At 55.7% G+C, this 20,574-nt stretch carries 13 protein-coding genes; 10 read left to right on the top strand and 3 right to left on the bottom strand.

Annotated elements, in window-relative coordinates:
• The first annotated feature begins 23 nt into the window (after positions 1–23).
• The 3 genes from KTE_RS04445 (at position 24) to KTE_RS04435 (ending at position 5,466) form a co-directional block, all read left to right on the top strand.
• Complete coding sequence (locus tag KTE_RS04445) at positions 24–833, top strand: hypothetical protein (RefSeq protein WP_201378948.1); 810 nt, start codon at positions 24–26, stop codon at positions 831–833.
• 247 nt (positions 834–1,080) lie between these two features.
• On the top strand, positions 1,081–4,086 hold the full coding sequence (locus KTE_RS04440; RefSeq protein ID WP_201378946.1) for a CHAT domain-containing protein: 3,006 nt from the start codon (positions 1,081–1,083) through the stop codon (positions 4,084–4,086).
• A 75-nt stretch (positions 4,087–4,161) separates the two neighbouring features.
• The gene (locus KTE_RS04435) at positions 4,162–5,466 is read left to right on the top strand and encodes a formimidoylglutamate deiminase (protein ID WP_236600641.1); all 1,305 of its coding nucleotides are present in this window, start codon (positions 4,162–4,164) and stop codon (positions 5,464–5,466) included.
• Between the two features lie 60 nt (positions 5,467–5,526).
• On the opposite strand, the gene KTE_RS04430 is transcribed toward KTE_RS04435, so the two are convergent.
• Positions 5,527–8,883: a S41 family peptidase gene (locus tag KTE_RS04430; protein ID WP_201378942.1), complete on the bottom strand. Its 3,357-nt coding sequence runs from the start codon at positions 8,881–8,883 to the stop codon at positions 5,527–5,529.
• Between the two features lie 328 nt (positions 8,884–9,211).
• Between KTE_RS04430 and KTE_RS04425 the strand changes: the two genes are divergently transcribed.
• The 7 genes from KTE_RS04425 (at position 9,212) to pyrF (ending at position 19,343) form a co-directional block, all read left to right on the top strand.
• Positions 9,212–10,537 (top strand): RNA-guided endonuclease TnpB family protein, encoded by a 1,326-nt coding sequence (locus KTE_RS04425; RefSeq protein WP_201378940.1) that lies wholly within the window; start codon positions 9,212–9,214, stop codon positions 10,535–10,537.
• Positions 10,538–10,638: 101 nt separating this feature from the next.
• Positions 10,639–11,319, top strand: a complete 681-nt coding sequence (locus KTE_RS04420) for an FKBP-type peptidyl-prolyl cis-trans isomerase (RefSeq protein WP_201378938.1) — start codon at positions 10,639–10,641, stop codon at positions 11,317–11,319.
• Positions 11,320–12,028: 709 nt separating this feature from the next.
• A complete protein-coding gene (gene pyrB / locus KTE_RS04415) occupies positions 12,029–13,024 on the top strand; it encodes an aspartate carbamoyltransferase (RefSeq protein ID WP_201378936.1) in 996 nt (331 codons plus the stop codon).
• Positions 13,025–13,069: 45 nt separating this feature from the next.
• Complete coding sequence (gene carA / locus KTE_RS04410; RefSeq protein ID WP_201378934.1) at positions 13,070–14,209, top strand: glutamine-hydrolyzing carbamoyl-phosphate synthase small subunit; 1,140 nt, start codon at positions 13,070–13,072, stop codon at positions 14,207–14,209.
• Positions 14,210–17,425 (top strand): carbamoyl-phosphate synthase (glutamine-hydrolyzing) large subunit, encoded by a 3,216-nt coding sequence (carB, locus tag KTE_RS04405; protein WP_201378932.1) that lies wholly within the window; start codon positions 14,210–14,212, stop codon positions 17,423–17,425. It begins immediately after the preceding gene.
• 293 nt (positions 17,426–17,718) lie between these two features.
• On the top strand, positions 17,719–18,381 hold the full coding sequence (locus tag KTE_RS04400) for a phosphoribosyltransferase family protein (protein ID WP_201378930.1): 663 nt from the start codon (positions 17,719–17,721) through the stop codon (positions 18,379–18,381).
• 122 nt (positions 18,382–18,503) lie between these two features.
• Complete coding sequence (gene pyrF / locus KTE_RS04395) at positions 18,504–19,343, top strand: orotidine-5'-phosphate decarboxylase (protein ID WP_201378928.1); 840 nt, start codon at positions 18,504–18,506, stop codon at positions 19,341–19,343.
• Positions 19,344–19,446: 103 nt separating this feature from the next.
• On the opposite strand, the gene KTE_RS04390 is transcribed toward pyrF, so the two are convergent.
• Together KTE_RS04390 and KTE_RS04385 are read right to left on the bottom strand one after the other, a co-directional pair.
• Positions 19,447–19,833, bottom strand: coding sequence for a MazG nucleotide pyrophosphohydrolase domain-containing protein (locus KTE_RS04390; protein WP_201378926.1), 387 nt, complete (start codon positions 19,831–19,833; stop codon positions 19,447–19,449).
• A 159-nt stretch (positions 19,834–19,992) separates the two neighbouring features.
• Positions 19,993–20,562 carry a putative glycolipid-binding domain-containing protein gene (locus KTE_RS04385; RefSeq protein ID WP_201378923.1) on the bottom strand — a complete coding sequence of 190 codons (570 nt, stop codon included), beginning with the start codon at positions 20,560–20,562 and terminating at the stop codon, positions 19,993–19,995.
• Positions 20,563–20,574: the final 12 nt, after the last annotated feature.

Below are 20,574 nucleotides of genomic sequence, written 5' to 3'. Positions count from 1 at the left end.
TTAGAGGGATCGAGGGGGCACTCATGGAGTGTTATGAACCGGGTGCGATTCGTGATGAGGAGATAATCGCATACCTTGCGGGCGAGAAGGTAAGACCAGCGGTGAAAGACCATATGGAGCGCTGCGCGAGTTGCGCGCAGCGTTTTGGGGCCTATCAACGCCTGGAGCATGTCTTAATGCAGAAGCTCTATCGCTGGGATTGCCCTTCTAACCAGATGTTAGGTGAATATCAACTGGGGCTATGTAGTGCTGAGGACGAGGCGCTGATCAAGACCCATCTGAGCGCATGTGTGTTGTGTTCCGCGGAAGTAGAGACGCTCTCAAACTTCATGGCGCGCGAGGATCTATTTACCAACCCGGTGGTGGTCCCAGCCATTGTGGGCAATCATCGCACCTCAGCAGAGGAGGAGCACTCAGTACTTGAGCGCCTGCTCGAGCCTGTACAGGCGGGTGTGCGTCGCCTGGTAGCTACGCTGGTTCCCATGCAGCCCGCGCTCTACAGTGTTCGGGGCGCTGCCTCTGCCTGGCCGCGCCGCTATACCGCTGAAGATATCAGCATCTCGCTTCAGCTTGAGCGAGGGAGTCAGGAGAGCGGTGGCGCGCAACTGGTGGGGTTTGTGACGCGTAAGGGAGCAACACTGCCAACCTTGCAGGGAACGCCAGTTGTATTACTTGCACGCGATGAGAAGAGTTCGTATACGCAACATATTGACGACCTGGGCAACTTTATCTTTACCGCACTTGTCCCCACTACCTATACACTAGAGCTGCATTTTCCGGAAACCTGTGTGATCATTGAAGAGGTAGCCGTTGCGCTGGACGAGGATGGCTAGGGCACCTGGTAGATGGGTGTGAGCCGTTTTGTGGGTTTGAGAGATCTGGAGATGCGCCATAAAAGCTGGAGTCGAAGATGGCTCCTGTTGATTGTGATTTCTTTTGGGTGGTTTTTGGGGTCTCTAGAACGTTTGTAGGTATAAGCATCAGCAGGAGGCTGGGAGGGCCAGGAAGTATGTATGTATATATATGTAGTTGGTGGCAAAAGAGCGACTTCTACCAAAGGATTGTGTAAAAATACAAGCTATGACTGCTCAGGAACTTGCTGCGACACTGCTGAAGGCGAGCGAAGAGCAAGGGCCGAAATTACTACATCTCTACGTTCCTCATCTCACAGCCGCGGAACTCAATACGCTGGTCCATCGCCTGAAACGTGAAGCGGATCGTTATTGGAACAGTAACGTTGAGCTCTCGTTTCGGCTCTCTGGCTATCTCCTGCTCATAGGCGACCTTACCAAAGATAGCTATTACCACGCGCTAGGTCTGTGGGCGCGTGGCGATGCACTACGCCGTATGGAGCGCGATCAAGAAGCATTGCCTTTTCTCGATGCGGCGGGAGAGGATTTTCTCGCGTTGGGCGACGAGGTGAGCTGGGCGCGGACGCGCATCGGGCGTATTAATGCCTGCCTGCATCTCAACCGCATGACGGAGGCGCTTCGTGATGTAGCCGCGGCGCGTGATATCTTTGTGCGACATGGCAAGCTGGTGCGGGCGGGTCAGATAGATGTGAATGCCGCCATTATCAACTTTGAGCTGGGCCAGTATGACGCAGCTCTGCGCGCATTTGACCGCGCGATTGAGACCTATCAAATGTGTAACGAGGATGTTGATCTGTATATCGCCCGCGCGCGCGGTAATAAAGCCCTGGCCCTGGCCGCGCAGGGTCGCTTTCGCGAGGCTGTTGAGATGCATAAGCAGGCACGGGAGACCTTTGAGCGCTACGGTCCGAGCGAGGAGATCTCGCTTGCACGTGAGGATCTCAACATCGCCGAGATTTACGCGGCCCAGGGCCACTATAGCCAGGCATTGCTGCTCTACAATCAGTGCCGGGAGACCTTTGAGCGCCACCAGATGCTCGAATCGCGGGCCGAAGCCACACACCAGATGTGCGTCTGCTTGTTGCGCTTAAACCGTTCTCGCGAAGCCTACGAACTGGCGGCCGAGGTCGTGGCCTTTTTTCGCGCCACTTCGGCGCAACGCGATAACCTGGCGCGAGCCTTGATGCGCCAGGCCAGTGCTGCGATCCTGATGCGGCGCCACCATGAGGCCGACGAGTTGCTGCGCGAAGCAAGTGATTTGCTGGCTGAGGGTGGCTTTGTGCGCCTGTCGGCTATGGCACGTTTGCGCCGGGCTGACCTCTATTACGCCAATGGAGAGCTGGAAAAGAGTCTGCGCGAGGTAGAGTATGTTGCAGACGTCTTTGCGGATCAGGAGGATTTGCCTAACCTGGCGTGGTCGATGTTATTGCAGGCCTATATCGCCGAGGCTGAGCGCCAACTCGACACGGCCGAACGTTTAAGCCATTATGCCCTGGATATCGCCATGGCTCAGGAGATGCTGGAACTCCAGTATCTCTGCTATGATCTCCTGGGACACCTGGCTGAGCTACATGGCGCTATCGACCAGGCCATGCAATACTATGACCGCGCCATTCAGGGGATTGACGAAGTGCAGAGTCGCCTGGTGTTGGAGGAGCGCGTAAGCTTTTTGGAGGGGAAGGGCGAGCTCTACAGGCGTGCGATGCTGCTGGCCTTGCAGGGGCGAGATGTCCCCAGAGCACTGACGTATGTTGAGAAGGCCAAGTCGCGCGCCCTGGGTGATTACTTGCGCAACAACATTGATATCAAGTTTACAGCAAGGGACCGCCTGAGTGGGAGGCAGCTCGAAGACCTGGAGCGCTTACGCGAAGAGCAGGCCTGGTATAGCTCGATTGTCTATGGTACCGAGGGCGATGTTAATCTTAGTGATACCGCAATACGTCGCATACAGAGTATCGATCCCGCCCAGGCTCGTAAAGAAATGCTGCAACGCGAGCGCCGCATTGAGCACTTGCTCGAACAGGTGCAGTTGCGCTCGATGAGCGATGTCATCGCGCAGCCGCAAAAGCAGTGGACGAACTCGCTCGTCACGCAGTTGGGACCCAAAATACATTCGCAAACGCTGATTCTGGAATACTATCTGGCGGGGCAGGACCTCTACATTTTTTGTCTCACGCGCGAAGGGATTGTCGTCAGGTGCCTTCCGGGTGCCGTCACGCGCCTGGAGCGCCTCCTGGCATTGTTACGCACCAACTTTGACCTGGTGGCTCGCACTGTAGGCACACCAGAGCAGGCGAGTGTGTGCGAGGAGTTGCAAGAGAATTGCCTGGGCCTGTTGCAGCGGCTCTATGATATCCTCTTACGCCCCGTAGAGGGGGCGCTTCATGCCTGCCGTCACCTCGTGGTGGTGCCCTACGGCATGTTGCATTATCTCCCCTTTCACGCCCTCCTGGACGGCGAGCGCTTTGTCGTGGAGCGCGTTGAGGTATCATATCTCCCTTCGGTCTCGCTCTGGGATGTCTGTCGACAGCGGGGGCTGAACACACAGATGCGCCCCGAGGCCCTTACCAGGGCCATGGTACTGGGCTTCTCAGAGAATGGCTGGCTTCCGCAGGCTGTGCATGAGGCCGAGGTCGTTGCGCAATTGTTGGGGACGCAGCCAGCGGTACACGAGCAGGCGACCACGACGCTCTTGCAGCAGCGTGGAGCTAAGAGTCCCCTGGTGCATATCGCCGCGCACGGCCTCTTCCGCCTGGACGCACCCAATTTCTCCTCTATTCGCCTGGCTGATCGCCAGTTGAGCACAATTGAGGCCTTCAACCTCGACCTCTCCTCCTGCTCGCTTGTGGTGCTTAGCGCCTGTGAGACTGGCCGCGCCGTGATTGGGGGTGTTGACGAAGTCATCGGGTTGGGGCGTGGCTTTCTGTACGCGGGCGCCGCCTCGCTCCTGCCCACCTTCTGGAAGGTTGAGGATGCCAGCAGCGCCGAACTGATGGAACTCTTTTATCGGGTGCTCTTGCGTGGTGAGCGCAAGGTAAGTGCCCTGGCGCAGGCTCAGCGCGATTTTATCACGCAAATGCGCGCCTCAGAGCGTCCCTACCGGGCGCATCCCTACTTCTGGGCGGCATTTCATTTGATTGGGGATGCCGGTCCCCTGGTCTCGCCAGGCATGGTAGAATGGGACAGGCGGGAATCGTCGCTCAGTGAGCGCTAGCAGCTAGTGTCTCCTGTCATGATTACTGCTAGAACATTGCACCAAGACCTATGCGAATTGAGGGATGCCAACGTGATGAAATACCTGGCGCCAGCCTATGTCTATACCCATGAGGGATTGCAGAAAAATAAGCTCATCGCCATTGGCGATGATGGCTTGATCACGGGAATTATTGATAGTTCACAGGCGGTCGCACATGAGCAGATCGAGCCGCTACCCCAGATGCTTCTCCTGCCCGGTTTTGTGAATGTGCATAGCCATGTATTTCAGCGCCAGTTGCGTGGCCATACGCATCGCCCACTCTCCCGGCAGGATACGTTTTGGACCTGGAGGCGTGCCATGTATGCCGAGGCTCAGCGCCTGACGCCGGAACTCCTCTATGAGGAGGCGCGCCAGACATACAGCGAGATGCTGGCGGCGGGCTATACCAGTGTCGGCGAGTTCCACTATGTGCATCACCAGGTTGATGGCAGGCCCTACGATCGCCCGAATGCGATGTCTGAAGCTATCCTACAAGCAGGGAAAGACACAGGGCTGCGCGTGGTACTCTTAATGACCGCCTATGCACGTGGCGGCTTTCAACAGGCATTGGAGGCGGGGCAACAGCGCTTCTGTGACGCCACGGTAGAACAGTATCTGGCGCGCGTTGAAGCGCTACGCCAGCAGGGATACCAGGTCGGGGTTGCGCCCCACTCGGTCCGGGCCGTGCCGGGGGAGTGGTTTCGCGCCATTGCTGCGTATAGTCGTGAGCATAGCCTGCCGTTACATGTACATGCTGACGAGCAGGTGGCTGAGATCGAGCAATGTCGCACCGCACATGGCTGTCGCCCAATCGAGCTTTTAGAACGCTACGAAGCCCTCTCACCTCGAACGACGATCGTTCATGCCACCCATGCCACCGAGCACGAGCTTGATATCCTGGCCCAGTATGGCAGCACGGTCTGTGTTTGCCCAACGACCGAGGGCGACCTGGGGGATGGAATCGCCCCCTATGAAGACCTGCGTGCGCGCGAGATTCCCCTGACCATTGGTTCGGATAGTAACACGCGCCTGGACCCTCTAGAGGAGCTGCGCTGGGCCGAATATAGCGCGCGCATGCGTTATCAGCGCCGGCGCGTGCTCGTCGCGGATGAGCTAGCGGCTCCCGGCCCGCTCTTGTTGGACTATGGCACGCGACGTGGGGCCGCAGCCCTGGCAATACAGGCTGGCGAGATCGCTCCCGACCAGGCGGCTGACTTTGTGGCTATCGACCTGGAACATCGGCAGATGCGTGGCTGGAGCGAGGAGGATTTGCTGGATACGCTCTTCTTTGGCGCATCTTCTGAGGTTATTGCGCAGACATGGGTACAGGGAGTGTGTGTATATCGGCGTAACGCGTGATATTAAGCAAGAAAGAGCGAGAGGCGCGGCAGACATGCCGCGCCTCTCGCTCTTTCTTGCTTATTGGGAGGCGCTTTCGATATCGGTACCGCTCTCATCGGGCTTGTTGACCCAGCCACGATAGGGGCGTTTCCCCGGCGTGGGTTCCAGCGTCTTGGCCTCGTGTGCCAGGCGCACGGCCTCGATAATAGCTCTCTCCAGTTGGGGATCGGTGTCATTCATATAGTCTTGAGGTGCGATATCCACCTCGATATCGGGTTCGGTGCCATAGTTCTCAATGTCCCAGCCGACATCGGCGAACCAGTTGGCAAACTCGGGCTGTGTTGTGGTGGTGCCGTCGACGAGCTGGTGATTGAGCGTGTAGCCTACAACTCCGCCCCAGGTACGTGTCCCGATCAGGGGACCCAGTTGCAGGAGCTTGAAGCTATGGCTAAAAATGTCGCCATCGGATCCGGCGTGCTCATTGGTCAAAGAGACCATGGGGCCGCGTGGTGACTCCTTCGGGTAGGGCATCGGCTTGCCCCAGCGTGAGAACTTATAGCCAATACGGCGGCGCGAGAGCTTTTCCAGGAGCAGGCTGGAGACGTTGCCGCCGCCATTCCAGCGCACATCGATAATCAGGGCAGGATAGTCATATTCGGCCAGAAAGCCGCGGTGGAACTCAGCGAAGCCCTGTGGGCCCATGTTGGGCACATGGATATAACCGACCAGTCCGTGTGATTTCTCATGGACCACCCGCCGATTTCTGTCCACCCAGTCGCGATAGCGGGCCGCGCTCTCAGTCGCAAGTGAAATGGCATTCACCGTCACAACACGCCTGGTATTGCCTTCGACGGGTTCAATAATCAGGCTGACCGCGCTGCCGGACTGATTGACGAGTAGCTCCTGGGGGCTCAGGCGTGGGCCGACGCGTTGTCCATTGACCGCGATGATCGCGTCTCCAACGGCAACGCCAAGACCCGGCTCACTGAGTGGTGAGGTCGCATCTTCATCGGAAGGATCGCCCACAATGATGCGCCCGATGCGATAGCGCTCAGTTGTGGGATCATAGCTCCAATCGACGCCGAGCGATCCCTGGCGGTAGTATTGACCGCGCCGGTATTCGCCACCATATTCAAAGGCGTGAGAAGTTCCCAGCTCGCCCTGTAGCTCATGAATGAGGTCAGAAAGCTCTGAGCGTGACCCCACGCGTTCGATCAGCGGAGCATAGCGCTGGTAGATGCTCTCCCAGTCCACGCCCGACATATCTTCGGTCCAGAACTGCTCGCGTTGGAGGCGCCAGGCTTCGGCAAACATTTGTCTCCACTCAGCGGCAGGGAGCACTGAGACCTTGATGCGCCCCAGATCGATCCAGCCAGTTTCACGTCCGGGGAAATCGCTATCCGAGCGGGGTTTCTCCGCATTGCGTAGCACGCGCAGGCGGGCGCGCGAGCGATAGATGAGCGTATTGTGATCGCGGGAAAGCATGACCTCATTGACATTATCGAAGATGCGTTCCAGGCGTTGGGTCTCGATATCAAAGCTCTCAATCCAGCCGCGACTTTGCCCCTCGGAGAGGGCGCCGGTAAGCGGATTGACCAGGAAGAGCACGCGTCCCCGCATCGCGAGAATACTTGAATAGCGTGCCTCGCCCGTGGGGAAGGCCACGGCGCGACGGGTGATACCATCCAGGTCAATATACACGCGATTGGACGTGTTAGGAGGCTGTGTAGTCGGAGCTGGTTGTGGTTCGGTGCCGTTATTGTCGTCGCTGGCGGCGGGGGCAACTTCAGGCACAAAGCCTGGGCGACGGCGCAGGTCTTGTGTGAGTCGGGACTCTGTCACAAAGGGGGAGCGAATATCTTTGCGCAAAGGAACGGCGTAGGGCTGGACCCCACGTGGAAAGCTCCACTCAAACTGTAAGTTATCCGAGATGGGATTAAAGACGCGATAGCCCAGGAAGTAGAGGTAGCGCCCTTCGGGATCGAAGGCCGGGCTAACATCCGCCAGGATAGGTTCGGTCGCGAAATGTGTCTCGCCTGTTTCAAGGTTACCCAGCTTAATGGCGCGTTTTTGGGCACTGCAGGCAAAGCTGTAGGCCAGCCAGCGCCCATCTGGCGACCAGGCCAGGTCATAGATGCGGCCATATTCGCTATGGTCGAGGACTCCATGCTGCCCTGATGCCAGGTCAACTACAATCAATTCTTGCCGATGATTAGTGATAGCCACAATATTCTCGACCGGGCAGACTGTAAGCTCAATCACGCGCCCAAACTCGATATCGGGCAGGAGCTTGTATTCATTATCGCTTGCCGGGTCGATAATCACGAGGGTTTCGCGTCCAGGGGAATCGCAGATGGCGACGAGCCGCCAGCCGTCATTGAGCCACTCAAGAAAGCGATAGCGCACGCCATCCTGGATACCATACTGGATGGATGCCCCCTCCCAATTGCTGAGGCCGAAGGCCTTCCCACGCGTGGTAAGTGCGAGCGCATGTCCCTGGGGGTGGAGCGCGAAGGTATCGATATACTGGTCGGCGGACACAAATTTGCGGCTAAGCTGTGTGCGCTGACTTGGTAGGGTCACGGTGAGCTGGCGTACCTGATTGGTCGCTGGATCAAAGACGTAGAGATCGGCGGCCGATTGCAAGACCAGGCGCTCGCCATCGGTGGAGAGCTGACGGGCGTAGAAGGTGTCGAAAAAGGTGTGGCGTGTAAGCTCCTCGCCCAGGGGCGTGCATGAGTAGATGTTGCCTACCCCTTCATGATCAGAGATGAAGTAGATGCGCTTTCCGACCCAGCAGGGATCGGCGACGTTGCCACGAATATTGAGCAGGCGTTGAAAGGTGCCGCTACCTGTAGTATCGCACCATAGGTGGCCTACGGTCCCGCCTCGATAGCGTTTCCAGTAGGCTGGTTCCTCGATATTGCGCCCAATAACAACTCCCCCCTCTGGGCCATAGGAAATGGCGTTAGCCATGCCAACCGGCAGTTGCTGGGGTGGGCCGCCAGCCGGGCTGATCGCGTAGATGACGGTATATTTTGCCGTGAACTGGCCGGTGCTGCTTGCGTAGAGAATCGCGCCCCCATCGGGCGTCCAGCCAAGGACAGTGCAGGTGCCTCCATCGAAGGTAAGGCGACGTGCGGGACCACCGAGCGCAGGCATGACGTTGACCTCGCCCGGTCCCTCTTCACGTCCAACGAAGGCTAACCAGTTGCCGTCTGGCGAGAAATGGGGATGGCTCACGCGCCCCTGTCCCGCGGTGAGGCGCTCGGCCCGACCTCCTTCACTGGAGACGAGCCAGAGATCATCCTCAGTCACAAAGACGATATAGTCTTTGTAGATGGTGGGATAGCGGATGTATCCCTGCGCTGGAACATTAGGAATGTATTCAGTTGTGGTGAGCTGTGCTAGCTCTTCTTGTTCGTTTGTTGTCATGATGAAAATGAGTGTGCCTGTATCGCTAGGTTAAAAAAGGTGTTCGCAGTACTTATGATACCAAAGCCTGACAACTTGATGGGTGTGGTTTTTAATTATAGCATACTTCGGAAAAGGGGGCTATGAATTGTAGAGTTAGTAGAGGTAAAAAAATATGGTAGAGCTAGAGGGAGTGAAATTTCATCTTACCGGGCCATTCCTCTCCCGCTTGAAAAGCGGGAGAGGAATGGCCGCTCCTTTTTGGAGTTTGGGCAGGGTGGGAACTATGTATTCTTTCACTCCTTTTTAGTATTTGACAGGTGAGTGAAAATTTTATATACTTCTCTGTATGAAGACGACAATCAGTGCGAAAATCAAATTACAAACGACTCCAGAGCAATTTACCGCATTGCGCACAACACAACTGGCGTATCGCGACGCATTGAATGCCGTCAGCCACTATGCCTTTACGCAAGGAAAGATCAGCAATGCCAAAAAGCTGCATAATGGCATGTATGCTGAGATTCGCACCCACTTTGGTCTTCCGTCACAAATGGCCTGTACGGTGTCGCGACAGGTCAGCGCAACGTACAAGGGGCTCTGGACCAAGGTGAAGCACAACGCTACTCAACGCAAAGCGGGTCTCACCAAGAAACGCTACAAAGGGCTGGACAAGGCTCCCAAGTATGTTTCGCCTACGCTAACCTATCAGTATGGCTACGACTATAGTTTCAAGAAAAACCAGCGGGTCAGTGTTCTGACGCTCAATGGACGCATGGTCGTTCCCTATGCGGGCTACGACACCCACGTGGCTCTCATCCAAAAGGGCGCCCAAATCGGCGGAGCCAAACTCTGGTATGATCAACCTCGCAAGCAATTCTATCTGTTGGTCTCCCTGGAAATCGAAGTGGCGGACCTCACGCCGCAAACGCAAACCAGCGTAGTCGGTGTGGACGTCGGTGTCCGTTATCTGGCCGTCACCAGCGATACGACAGGAACCTGTTCGTTCCATTCGGGCAAACAGATTGTCCCCAAGGCGAACCACTATGCGAGACTGAGAAAGCGTTTGCAAAAGAAAGGCACCCGTTCGGCCACCAGGAAACTGGTGGGCATCAGTGGGCGGGAGAGACGGTTGAAGAACAACGCCAATCATGTAGTCTCCAAACGCATCGTGACCCAGCATCCCCACAGCCTTATCGGCCTGGAGAACCTGACAGATATCCGAGAGCGAACCCGGCGACGCAAGGGCAAGAAGGCCACGAAGAAGCAGCGGAAAGCCAACGCTGCGTACTCCAAGTGGAGCTTCGCTGAGCTGCACACCATGATTGCCTATAAGGCACTCTTGCAGAACTCGATGGCGATCAAAGTGGACGCCCACTACACGAGTCAGGCCTGTCCTCGCTGCGGGCATACCGCGCCGGAGAATCGTCCCAAGAAGGGGTTGCTCTTCGTTTGCAAGCATTGCCAGTATACGCTGCATGCTGATCTGGTGGGTGCCAGGAATATCACGATGCGAACGTTGCTCGCCCGGCAGGACTGGGCAAGCACGGGGCACTTGTCAGTTGCCCCTCCTGATGGATCAAGCGACGAAGCCAAAGCAGCACGTCTTTCGAGATATGCTGAATTGAGGTGGAGCTTAGATCCAAGCCCCGCGCCTTTAGACCGGGGTATCTGACGTCAATAAGTACTTCCTTGTGTTTTCCTCTTGTCAGATAGAAGAAATAATGGTAACCTCAACCTGCAATTATTCTACACAATACGAGGAGAGAATGTGCTATGTCGCAGACTATACGTCGTGAAAACAATCCAACATCGGGCCGCCCTGGCCAGCGCCAGCAAGAGCGTTTGTATCGCAAGGAGCGCCGTCGGCGCCGCATTCGGATCTGGACCTCCGCGATTGTAGCGGTTGCGTTGATTGTCATTGGTATTTTTGGTGTCTTGCAATATCAGCAATACAATAACCAGTTGGTCGCGACCGCCAATAAGAACGCGACGGCAACCGCGAATGCTAAAAGCACCGCCAGTGTACACGCGACCGCAACAGGTGTTGCAAACGCCGTTATGACTGCGACAGGTGGCTCTCCTACGCCAAGCGCGGGTCCAAGCACACCTCCTCCCGCGGATGACAGCAAAATTGTGAAGCTTCCCGATGGATTGCAGTATATCGATGTAAAGACGGGCGACGGGAAAGAAGTGACCAAGGGAAGCACCGTCAATGTAGAGTATACGGGCTGGCTGCAAAAGGATGGCAAAAAGTTTGACAGCTCTTATGATCGCAAGGGTGAACTCTTCAACCTGCAAAATGTCGGACAGGCCCAGGTTATTCAGGGCTGGAACGAGGGCTTGATTGGTATGAAAGCCGGTGGCACGCGCCGCCTGATTATTCCCCCGACCTGGCATATGGCGCACAGGGGAGTGGCCCTATCCCGGCGAATGCCACCATCATCTTTGATGTGACTGTGGTGACTGTTGCCTAACTTTCTCCTCACTTGACTTTTCGCGCCTATGGCGCTCGCTTTGAAAGAAGTATTATGGCCCGGTGGTCTGCCGATGGGGACCACCGGGCCATAATACTTCTGGTAGGAGGAGGAGGTGTGCCTGAGTACCGCTACTTAGGCACACCTCCTCCTCCTCCTACTTATTGAAGAAGAGAGAGGAGGTGTCGATTAGAACATAGTGAGGAGAAGAGCATTGCATTGGCGTGGGGGCGCCAGACCTATTCCCTGGTCTCAGGAGGCAGGCAAAAAAAGCCTTTATTTCCCTTGACTTTTGCGAAATCAGAAGGTATACTTCTAGCAATTTGAGACCAGTTCCCAAAAACATTTACACTGAAAAGGTGCGGTATCGTCATGGCTTCAAACATACTGAGGAGAGCAATGCAGACGGCGACAGTAGCCGGGTATTGGTATTTCCATTGGGAAGTCGATTCCGCCATTGGGAAATTTTCTATTATCTCCTCTCTCCTTTCATTTGGAGGTGAGGAATTTTTTTTGCCCAGAAATACAACTTGACGAGATAAGCTACGGGAAGAGAAGGGGAGGAGCCAGGCGAAGACCATCTTACCGGGCTGGCGATCGGAGAAGGTTTCAATGATGACCTATCAACCGGTTGTGTTTTAACACGCGAAGCGTACAACGTCTGCATACATTAGCTATTAGGGGGATCTATGAGCCAGATTGCTGTTGAGAAGACATATGACACGTTAGCGATGATCAATGGGGATTTCAAGGGCAAGGACATTGTCTCGTTCGACCAGTTCAGTGCCGATGATGTGCGCCGGATCTTTGCCCTGGCGGGTCATATGAAGCAGCTTGTGCTTGGCAAAGAGCCATGCCAGTTGCTCGCGGGTCAGCTTGTCTCGCTGCTCTTCTTCGAGCCTTCGAGTCGTACCTTCGGGTCGTTCGCGGCTGCGGTGAAGCGCCTGGGTGGGCAGACGCTAGAGATCCAGAATCCTGAGACGGTCTCCTCGGTCAACAAGGGTGAGACCTTTGAGGATACGATCCGCGTGTTTGAAGCCTACTCAGATGCGATTGTGCTGCGTCATCCCCGCCCGGGTGCCGCGTTGCGGGCCGCGGAAAGCGCTGAGTTCGTCCCGGTACTTAATGCTGGCGATGGCAACAACGAGCATCCTTCGCAGACGGTGCTGGATCTCTATACGCTCTATGAGCGCTTCGGCCGCCTGGATAATTTGACAGGCGTTATGGCAGGTGATGCGCTGAACAGTCGGACGATACACTCCCTGATGCGTGGTCTTTCGCTCTTCGAGAATAATACAGTCTATCTGCTCTCTCCCGAGAAGCTGCGTCTCAATCGCGAAAATCTAAACATGTTCCGCTCCCGTAATATTACTATCCATGAAATCACGAGCGAGAGAGATATCCCTAGGGATTGCCAGTACTGGTACTGGACGCGTATTCAAAAAGAGCGCTTTGACTCGCTGACGGAATATAATGAAATGGTCGCACAACGTTTTACGGTTACCCCTGCCTTGCTCGCAGAATATGCCAGCCAGGAGATGATCCTGATGGACCCCCTGCCGCGCATTGGTACAATCGACACAGAGGTCGATAAAGATCACAGAGCTGTGTATCTACGTTCGCAGGTTCGTAATGGCTTGTATACCCGCATGGCGCTACTGGCCCTCGTTCTGGGCCGCGCCTAAGCGTGGGAACTCTTACTAGTTACACTGACTCTGGAAGGATACCCAATGATGCTGCAAATTGACACTGCTAATAAGCTACTAAAAGATGTTGTGGAGGAGAGTTTGGCGTTTTCGGCAACGACTCGTAAAGGCGTCTTGTTATTAGAAGATGGAACGCGTTTCGAGGGCCTCTCCTTTGGCTACGAGCAGGCGACCGCCGGTGAGGTGGTTTTCTGCACCGGGATGGTGGGCTATCCAGAAGCCCTGACCGATCCCTCGTACACAGGCGAGATTCTCACAATGACATATCCAATTATTGGCAATTATGGGGTGCCCGATGCCGAGCGCTGGGAGGGTGATCGTATCCACGCGGCCGGGCTGATTGTCTCAAACTATATCCCGACGCCCTCTCACTTCGAGAGCACCATGGATTTGAGCACCTGGCTGAAGCGCGAGAAAATTCCCGCACTGGAGATCAAGGATACTCGCCTGCTGACCCAACATATTCGTAAGCATGGCACGATGCTGGCAACGATTATCTTTGACGAAGATATTCCTTTTCATAATCCTTATATCGATAACCTGGTCGCGCGTGTCTCTACCAGCGAGGTGCGTGAGTATGGCTCAGGCGAGACCACTATCGCCCTTATCGATTGTGGCGCCAAGCACAATATCATCCGCAGCCTGGTGGCGCGAGGTGTACGCGTAGTAGAGGTGCCCTGGGATTACGATCTCTTCGCGGACGACAGGCCCTTCGACTTTGATGGCATCCTGGTCTCCAATGGTCCGGGCAATCCCAAAATGGCTGAGAAAACCATTCAGACGCTGCGTGTCGCGATGGAGCACGAAATTCCAATTATGGGTATCTGTCTGGGACACCAGTTGCTGGCCCTGGCCGCGGGTGGCGATACCTACAAGCTGAAGTTTGGCCATCGCAGTCAGAATCAGCCCTGCCTGCTTGCTGGTGAGAAGCGCTGCTACATTACCACGCAGAATCATGGGTTCGCGGTAGGCACGGTTCCAGAAGGGTTTGAACCCTGGTTTATCAACGCGAATGATAATACCAATGAAGGCATGCGCCATCGCTCACTTCCGTTCTTCTCGGTCCAGTTCCATCCCGAGTCTACACCGGGACCCATGGATACTGAGTGGCTGTTTGATCTCTTCCTGGAGAAGGTATACGAGGCAAAGGGGGCATTGATCTAAGTGAAGTCGCTAAAGAAAGTGTTGGTGTTGGGAGCGGGTGCGCTCAAGATTGGACAAGCCGGAGAGTTTGACTACTCCGGCTCTCAGGCCCTCAAAGCTCTTCAAGAGGAAGGCATTTCAACGGTCCTCATCAACCCAAATATCGCAACCATTCAGACCTCGAAGCAAATGGCTGACCAGGTGTATTTCCTGCCCGTGACGCCATTCTTTGTCGAAAAAATCATTGAAAAAGAACGCCCCGATGGCATTCTGCTCTCCTTTGGCGGCCAGACCGCGCTCAACTGTGGTATCGCGCTCCACCAGAGCGGTGCGCTGGAGAAATACGGGGTGCAGATCCTGGGCACACCGGTCTCGGCGATTATCCTGACCGAGGATCGCGAGGAGTTCGCGCAACATCTCCGCTCGATCAATATTTCCACGCCCCAGAGCCATGTCGCTGAGACGCTGGACGAGGCCTTGCGCATCGGGCATGAACTTGGCTTCCCGCTGATGGTCCGTGCCGGGTATGCTCTGGGTGGACAGGGATCTGGTATCGCGCATAGCGAAGACGAACTGCGCCAGATTGTGGATGGTGCGCTGGCGTTTGCGCCCCAGGTCCTGGTTGAGCAGTATCTGCATCACTTTAAAGAGGTCGAGTACGAAGTCGTGCGCGACGCCTTTGATAACTGCATCACCGTCTGTAATATGGAGAACATGGACCCGTTGGGCATTCATACCGGCGAGTCGGTGGTTATCGCTCCCAGTCAGACGCTGACGAACAGCGAGTATCATACGCTGCGTGCGGCGGCGATCAAGATTGTGCGTAGCCTGGGTATCGTGGGTGAGTGCAATGTACAGTACGCTCTAGATCCCCAAACCTCGCAATACTACGTGATCGAGGTCAATGCGCGCCTCTCGCGCAGCTCCGCCCTGGCGAGTAAGGCGACCGGGTATCCCCTGGCTTATGTCGCGGCGAAGCTGGCGCTGGGTTACGCCCTCACCGAGCTGACGAACAAAGTCACAGGTGTGACCCAGGCCTGTTTTGAGCCGAGCCTGGACTATGTCGTGGTCAAAATTCCACGTTGGGACCTGGAGAAGTTCAAGGGCGTTAGTTGGACCATCGGCACCGGCATGAAGTCGGTGGGTGAGGTCATGGGTATTGGGCGCACCTTTGAAGAGGCCTATCAGAAGGCCATTCGCATGCTGGACCTGGAGCTGGAGGGCGCGACCGCCGAGCAACCTTTCGCCAGCTCTACCTCGACGGAAGAGGTGCTCCAGCAGTTCCTGCACCAGCCCACGCATAAGCGCATGTTTGCCTTGCCGTTCGCCATGCGCCATGGCTACTCCATTGAGCAGATCCATGATATCACTGGTATCGACCATTGGTTCCTGACGCGCATCTGGAACATTCTCTCGCATGAGGAGACCCTACGCCAGACGCATGATCTCTCCGCGGAGATGCTGCGCCGCCTGAAGCAACTGGGTATCTCAGATAAACGCATTGGGCAAATGGTTGGCAAGGCAGGGCTGGAGATTCGTGAACTGCGTAAGCAGTACGGTATTGTGCCTGCGATCCTCCAGATTGATACTCTGGCGGGCGAGTTCCCTTCGGAGACAAACTATCTCTACATGACCTACAATGCGCAGCATAATGACATTCAGGCCCTGGGCCACAATGGTGTCGTGGTGCTGGGATCTGGCCCCTACCGCATCGGCTCCTCGGTCGAGTTTGACTGGACCTCGGTAAGCGCCGTCGATGCGCTCAAGAAGTACCAGAAACAATCCATCGTGATTAATTGTAATCCCGAAACCGTCTCGACCGACTATGATACCTCGGATCGTCTCTACTTTGAAGAGCTGACCTTTGAGCGTATCGCTGACATCTGCGAGTTCGAGTCGCCCCATGGCATCATTGTCTCAGTAGGCGGGCAGACGCCAAACAACCGCGTACAGGCGCTACATCGCTACGGCTTCTCGATTCTGGGCACCAGCGCCGAGAATATCGATGGGGCTGAGAACCGCAACAAGTTTTCATACCTGCTGGACACACTGGGGATTCGCCAGCCGGAGTGGGCATCATTCAGCAGCCTCGAAGAGCTCCGCTCCTTTGTGGAGGGTGTTGGCTATCCCGTCCTGGTTCGCCCCTCCTATGTGCTCTCGGGCAGCGCTATGAACGTCTGCTATAATCAGGAGCAACTGGAGCGCTATGTAGGCGAGGCCGTCGCTGTCTCGCGTGAGTATCCTGTGACCGTGAGCAGGTTCTTCCAGAAGGTCAAGGAGATTGAGCTGGACGCCGTCGCGCAGCGGGGCGAGGTCAAAGCCTTCGTCATCTCTGAGCATGTTGAGAACGCGGGCGTACACTCTGGCGATGCAACCATCGTGTTGCCACCACAAACGATCAATGAGGAGACCAAAGCACGTATCGAGAAGGTTGGGCGCGCCATTGCCAAAGCCTTACAGATCACGGGTCCCTTTAACATCCAGTTCCTGGCCAAGGATAACGAGGTCTATGTCATCGAGGCCAATCTGCGTGCCTCGCGCACCTTCCCCTTCATCTCGAAGGTGACTGGTATCAACATGATTGAGCTATTCGTCGACGCTCTCTTCCAGGAATCTATTCCTGACGTCAGCATGCCTCGCCCGTCCTTCGTCGCGGTAAAGGCGCCGCAGTTCTCCTTCTCGCGCCTGACTGGGGCAGACCCCATCCTGCGCGTCGAAATGGCTTCCACTGGTGAGGTGGCCTGCTTTGGTGACGACCTGGAGGAGGCCTACCTGAAGGCGATCATCGCCACCGGCGGGCATGTGCCGCAGAAGGGCATCTTTATCAGCCTGGGTGGTGACGATAAGAAGGCCAAGTTCCTCGAAAGTGCGCGCCTGTTCGCGACCCTGGGAATTCCCCTGTACGCGACAGAGAAGACCACAGCCTTCTTGCATACCAACGGCATCGAGGCAACCAGGCTTTACAAGTTACATGAGCAGCAAGAGCCCAGTGTTCTGACCTACTTCCGGGAGAACAAGATCGACCTGGCCATCAACATCGTGGATCGCCATATCATGAAGGATATCGACGATGACTACGCGATGCGCCGCCACGCGATCGATCATAATATCCCGCTCTTTACAAAGGTCAAGCAGGCGCGTCTCTTCGCGCGAGCTATCACGCAGAAGCAGCTGGAGACGATTCCGATCAAGTCCTGGAATGAGTACACGGTTGATGAGGCTGTGACTCAGAGCTAGTATTCTAGCCTGAGAGAGTCTCATAGCCGTAGATGATGGGGAGTAGCGATTGTGTGTTGCGGCCCGACGCTACTGAAGCACGCGTCTACATATGATGGTACCATGGTATGTAGACATATGCTTCAGCAGCATCGGCCAGAAGCTTAGCCACACAGTCGTTGCTCCCCTTCCTATGAGTATAGGTGGTGTGGTGGGCTGTGGCTGCCTGCGGCAGCCACAGCCCACCACACCACCTAAGCGAGCGCCGCAGGCGCGAGAGGTCGCTTAAGAACCAGAATGAGAAGGTGGAAAATATGAGTAGTGATGCAACATTGATGGAACTCTTTGAGCAGGCAGGCGCGATCATCACAAATAGTCATTTTGTCTATAGTTCGGGGCGCCATAGTTCGGTGTATGTGAATAAAGATGCGCTCTATTTAAGACCAGAGCTGATTTCGTCGCTCTGCGAGCGTATGGGACAGCCCTATGATCCTGAGCAGATCGACGTGGTGGTGGGTCCAACAATTGGCGCGGTAATTCTCTCGCAGTGGACGGCCTATCATTTGACGCGGCGCAAGCCCTCGGGCGAGATCCTGGCGGTTTTCGCGGAGAAGGGTTCCGATGGCGTGGATAAACAATTTTTCTTTGGCCGCGGCTACGACAAGTTTGTTAAGGGTAGCAATGTCCTGGTGGTAGAGGATATTTTGACCACAGGTGGCTCGGCGCGCCAGACGATTGAGGCGGTGCGGCGCTATGGCGGTAACGTGATTGGCTTGAGCGTGCTGTGCAATCGTGGCAATGTGGGGCCAGAACAGGTTGGAGGCGTGCCTATTCATGCGCTAGTCGAGCTCCCACTGCAAACCTATACCGCCGAGGAGTGCCCCTTCTGCCGCGACGGGGTGCCGATCAACACCGAACTGGGGAAAGGGCGTACCTTTCTGGCCAAACAGCAAGCTGCCGACGCACAAAAGTTGTAGGGGCCAAGCTGGCTTGGACTTCAAGCGCTGAGGGTGTGGATCTCGTAGGAGCAAGTCCATGCAAGCATGGGCCCTACAATAGTATTCGCCGATCAGGTTATTTCATAAAAGGGGACATACAGATGAACTTTGCCGAGAAACTTCTCGCTGCCTCGCGCCGACAGGAAAGCCTGCTCTGTGTTGGACTGGATCCCGAGCCTGGACGTCTGCCTGCTTCGCTACGCCAGGAGCCAGTGATGAGTGCGATTGTGCGTTTCTGTCAGGATATTATCGCAGCGACGGCCCCATATGCGTGCGCCTTTAAGCCGAACCTGGCCTTCTTCGAGGTCCTGGGGCCGGCGGGTCTCCAGGCGTTCCAGGAAGTAGTCCAGGCTGTACCTGCGCATATTCCTGTGATCGCGGATGCCAAGCGCGGCGATATCGGCAATACCGCGCGTGCATATGCGAAAACCTTTTTTGAGACCTATGGTTGCGATGCTGTGACGGTCAATCCCTATATGGGCTATGATAGCGTGGCTCCTTTCCTGGAGTATCGCGACAAGGGTACCCTCCTGCTGTGTCGCACCTCCAATCCAGGGGCGCGCGACATTCAGGATCTGCGCGTGCAGAATGAGAACGGGACACTGCGCCCCCTCTATGAAGTCGTTGCCCAGCGCGTGCAGTCCTGGAATACTGCGGGCAACTGCGGGCTGGTGGTTGGGGCGACCTATCCCGAGGAACTGCGTCAGATTCGCACTATCTGTCCCCAGATGCCGATCCTGATTCCTGGCATTGGTGCCCAGGGAGGCGACCTGGAGGCGGCGGTCCAGGCGGGTGTGGATGCGCAGAGCGAGCTTGCGATTATCTCTTCTTCGCGTGCTATCCTCTACGCCAGCGAGGGTGAGGACTTCGCCCAGTCCGCGGCGGCAGAGGCCCGGCGCACACGCGATCAGATCAACGCCGCACGCCAGAAGCAGGGTTAGTTGTTTCGGCTCTGACGCCTGACTGGGAGCGCCTACGGCGCTTCCAAGAATGAGAGAATGGGCATGATTTGTGGGCATTCGTCCACAAATCATGCCCATTCTCTTATTCTTCCTCTGCTTGATACTTCCAGGTACGATGCAGATTCTTGGCCATTTTCTCCAGGTAGGCCTGTTGTAGATCGACGCCGGTATAGTTGGCCAGCTTAAAGATGTAGGCCAGGCAATCGGCTAGCTCCTGGCCCAGGTTTTCACGATGGATAGTCAGGGCCTCCTCAAGTGTTTTTACTTCTTGATCCGTGTGGGCAGGATCGATCATGAAATAGACCTGCTTCAGTACCTGGGCGACTTCACCAATCTCTCCACTTAACATCGTCATATTTAAGAAGATGTCAGTCGCGAAGCCTTTCTGGGCGTCCAGCCAACGGTGAAAGGCCTGGAAGTCTTCGATGGTATGCATCTCATTGGGAAAGTTCGTTGTCTCGCCTTGCATTTTTTGATCCCTCAAAGGCAACGTGGAGGTTGCCACGATTGCCACAAAAATTTTGTAGAGAATGCCGCGTGAGCGTAGTGAGTATCACATGAACCATTCAGCATATCATGTGATACTCACTACGCTCATGAATAAAAGACGTCTGATTGGTGATAGTGATTAGCGGACGGTGAGCTGCTCAAAGAGATGTGGATAGTTAATGACGAGGCCGTCGTCATCAACCGTAATCTCGGTGCTGAACTCGCTATCCAGCGACTCATAGCGGTAGACGCGCTCGCCTGGAAGATCGCTCAAACAAGTGTAGCGCTGGCGAATAGGTGTGACCTGCATGTCAGGCAGGGCGACATACGCTACCAGAATTTCCTTTGACTCATCGACTGCCAGTTGTAGGCGACGAATGGGCAGCGTATTGGTAAAAGGGGAGATGGAGATGTCGATATCGACGCAGCCTGCCAGGTCTGGAATGGGTTCTCCTTCTGCAAAGAACCAGTTTCCTTTCCCATCGGCGCACAAGTGGAGGTCAGCCTGCAGGCGCCCCAGAATATCGATATCAAACTGGGTGACTTGCCAGTCGGAGTTACAACGGACAACATAGTGGGCGCGTAGGGGCATCCCTTGTTCCATGGTAATGGCCTGTCCATCGGCGAGCACCTCCTCTTCACGGGCATGGAGGAAGAGGTGCTCAAGACCGGGCTGACCGAGATGGGACCATAAAACAGAACGTTTCACGGTAACTCTCCG

It is taken from the genome of Ktedonobacter sp. SOSP1-85, from assembly GCF_016587415.1.
Classification (GTDB): Bacteria; Chloroflexota; Ktedonobacteria; order Ktedonobacterales; family Ktedonobacteraceae; genus Ktedonobacter.
This window is presented reverse-complemented; position numbering and strand designations above follow the sequence as displayed.

Coding starts and splice junctions, on each gene's coding strand:
- KTE_RS04445 (WP_201378948.1), top strand. CDS start 24: ATGGAGTGTTATGAACCGGGTGCGATTCGTGATGAGGAGATAATCGCA.
- KTE_RS04440 (WP_201378946.1), top strand. CDS start 1,081: ATGACTGCTCAGGAACTTGCTGCGACACTGCTGAAGGCGAGCGAAGAG.
- KTE_RS04435 (WP_236600641.1), top strand. CDS start 4,162: ATGAAATACCTGGCGCCAGCCTATGTCTATACCCATGAGGGATTGCAG.
- KTE_RS04430 (WP_201378942.1), bottom strand. CDS start 8,883: ATGACAACAAACGAACAAGAAGAGCTAGCACAGCTCACCACAACTGAA.
- KTE_RS04425 (WP_201378940.1), top strand. CDS start 9,212: ATGAAGACGACAATCAGTGCGAAAATCAAATTACAAACGACTCCAGAG.
- KTE_RS04420 (WP_201378938.1), top strand. CDS start 10,639: ATGTCGCAGACTATACGTCGTGAAAACAATCCAACATCGGGCCGCCCT.
- pyrB (WP_201378936.1), top strand. CDS start 12,029: ATGAGCCAGATTGCTGTTGAGAAGACATATGACACGTTAGCGATGATC.
- carA (WP_201378934.1), top strand. CDS start 13,070: ATGATGCTGCAAATTGACACTGCTAATAAGCTACTAAAAGATGTTGTG.
- KTE_RS04400 (WP_201378930.1), top strand. CDS start 17,719: ATGAGTAGTGATGCAACATTGATGGAACTCTTTGAGCAGGCAGGCGCG.
- pyrF (WP_201378928.1), top strand. CDS start 18,504: ATGAACTTTGCCGAGAAACTTCTCGCTGCCTCGCGCCGACAGGAAAGC.
- KTE_RS04390 (WP_201378926.1), bottom strand. CDS start 19,833: ATGCAAGGCGAGACAACGAACTTTCCCAATGAGATGCATACCATCGAA.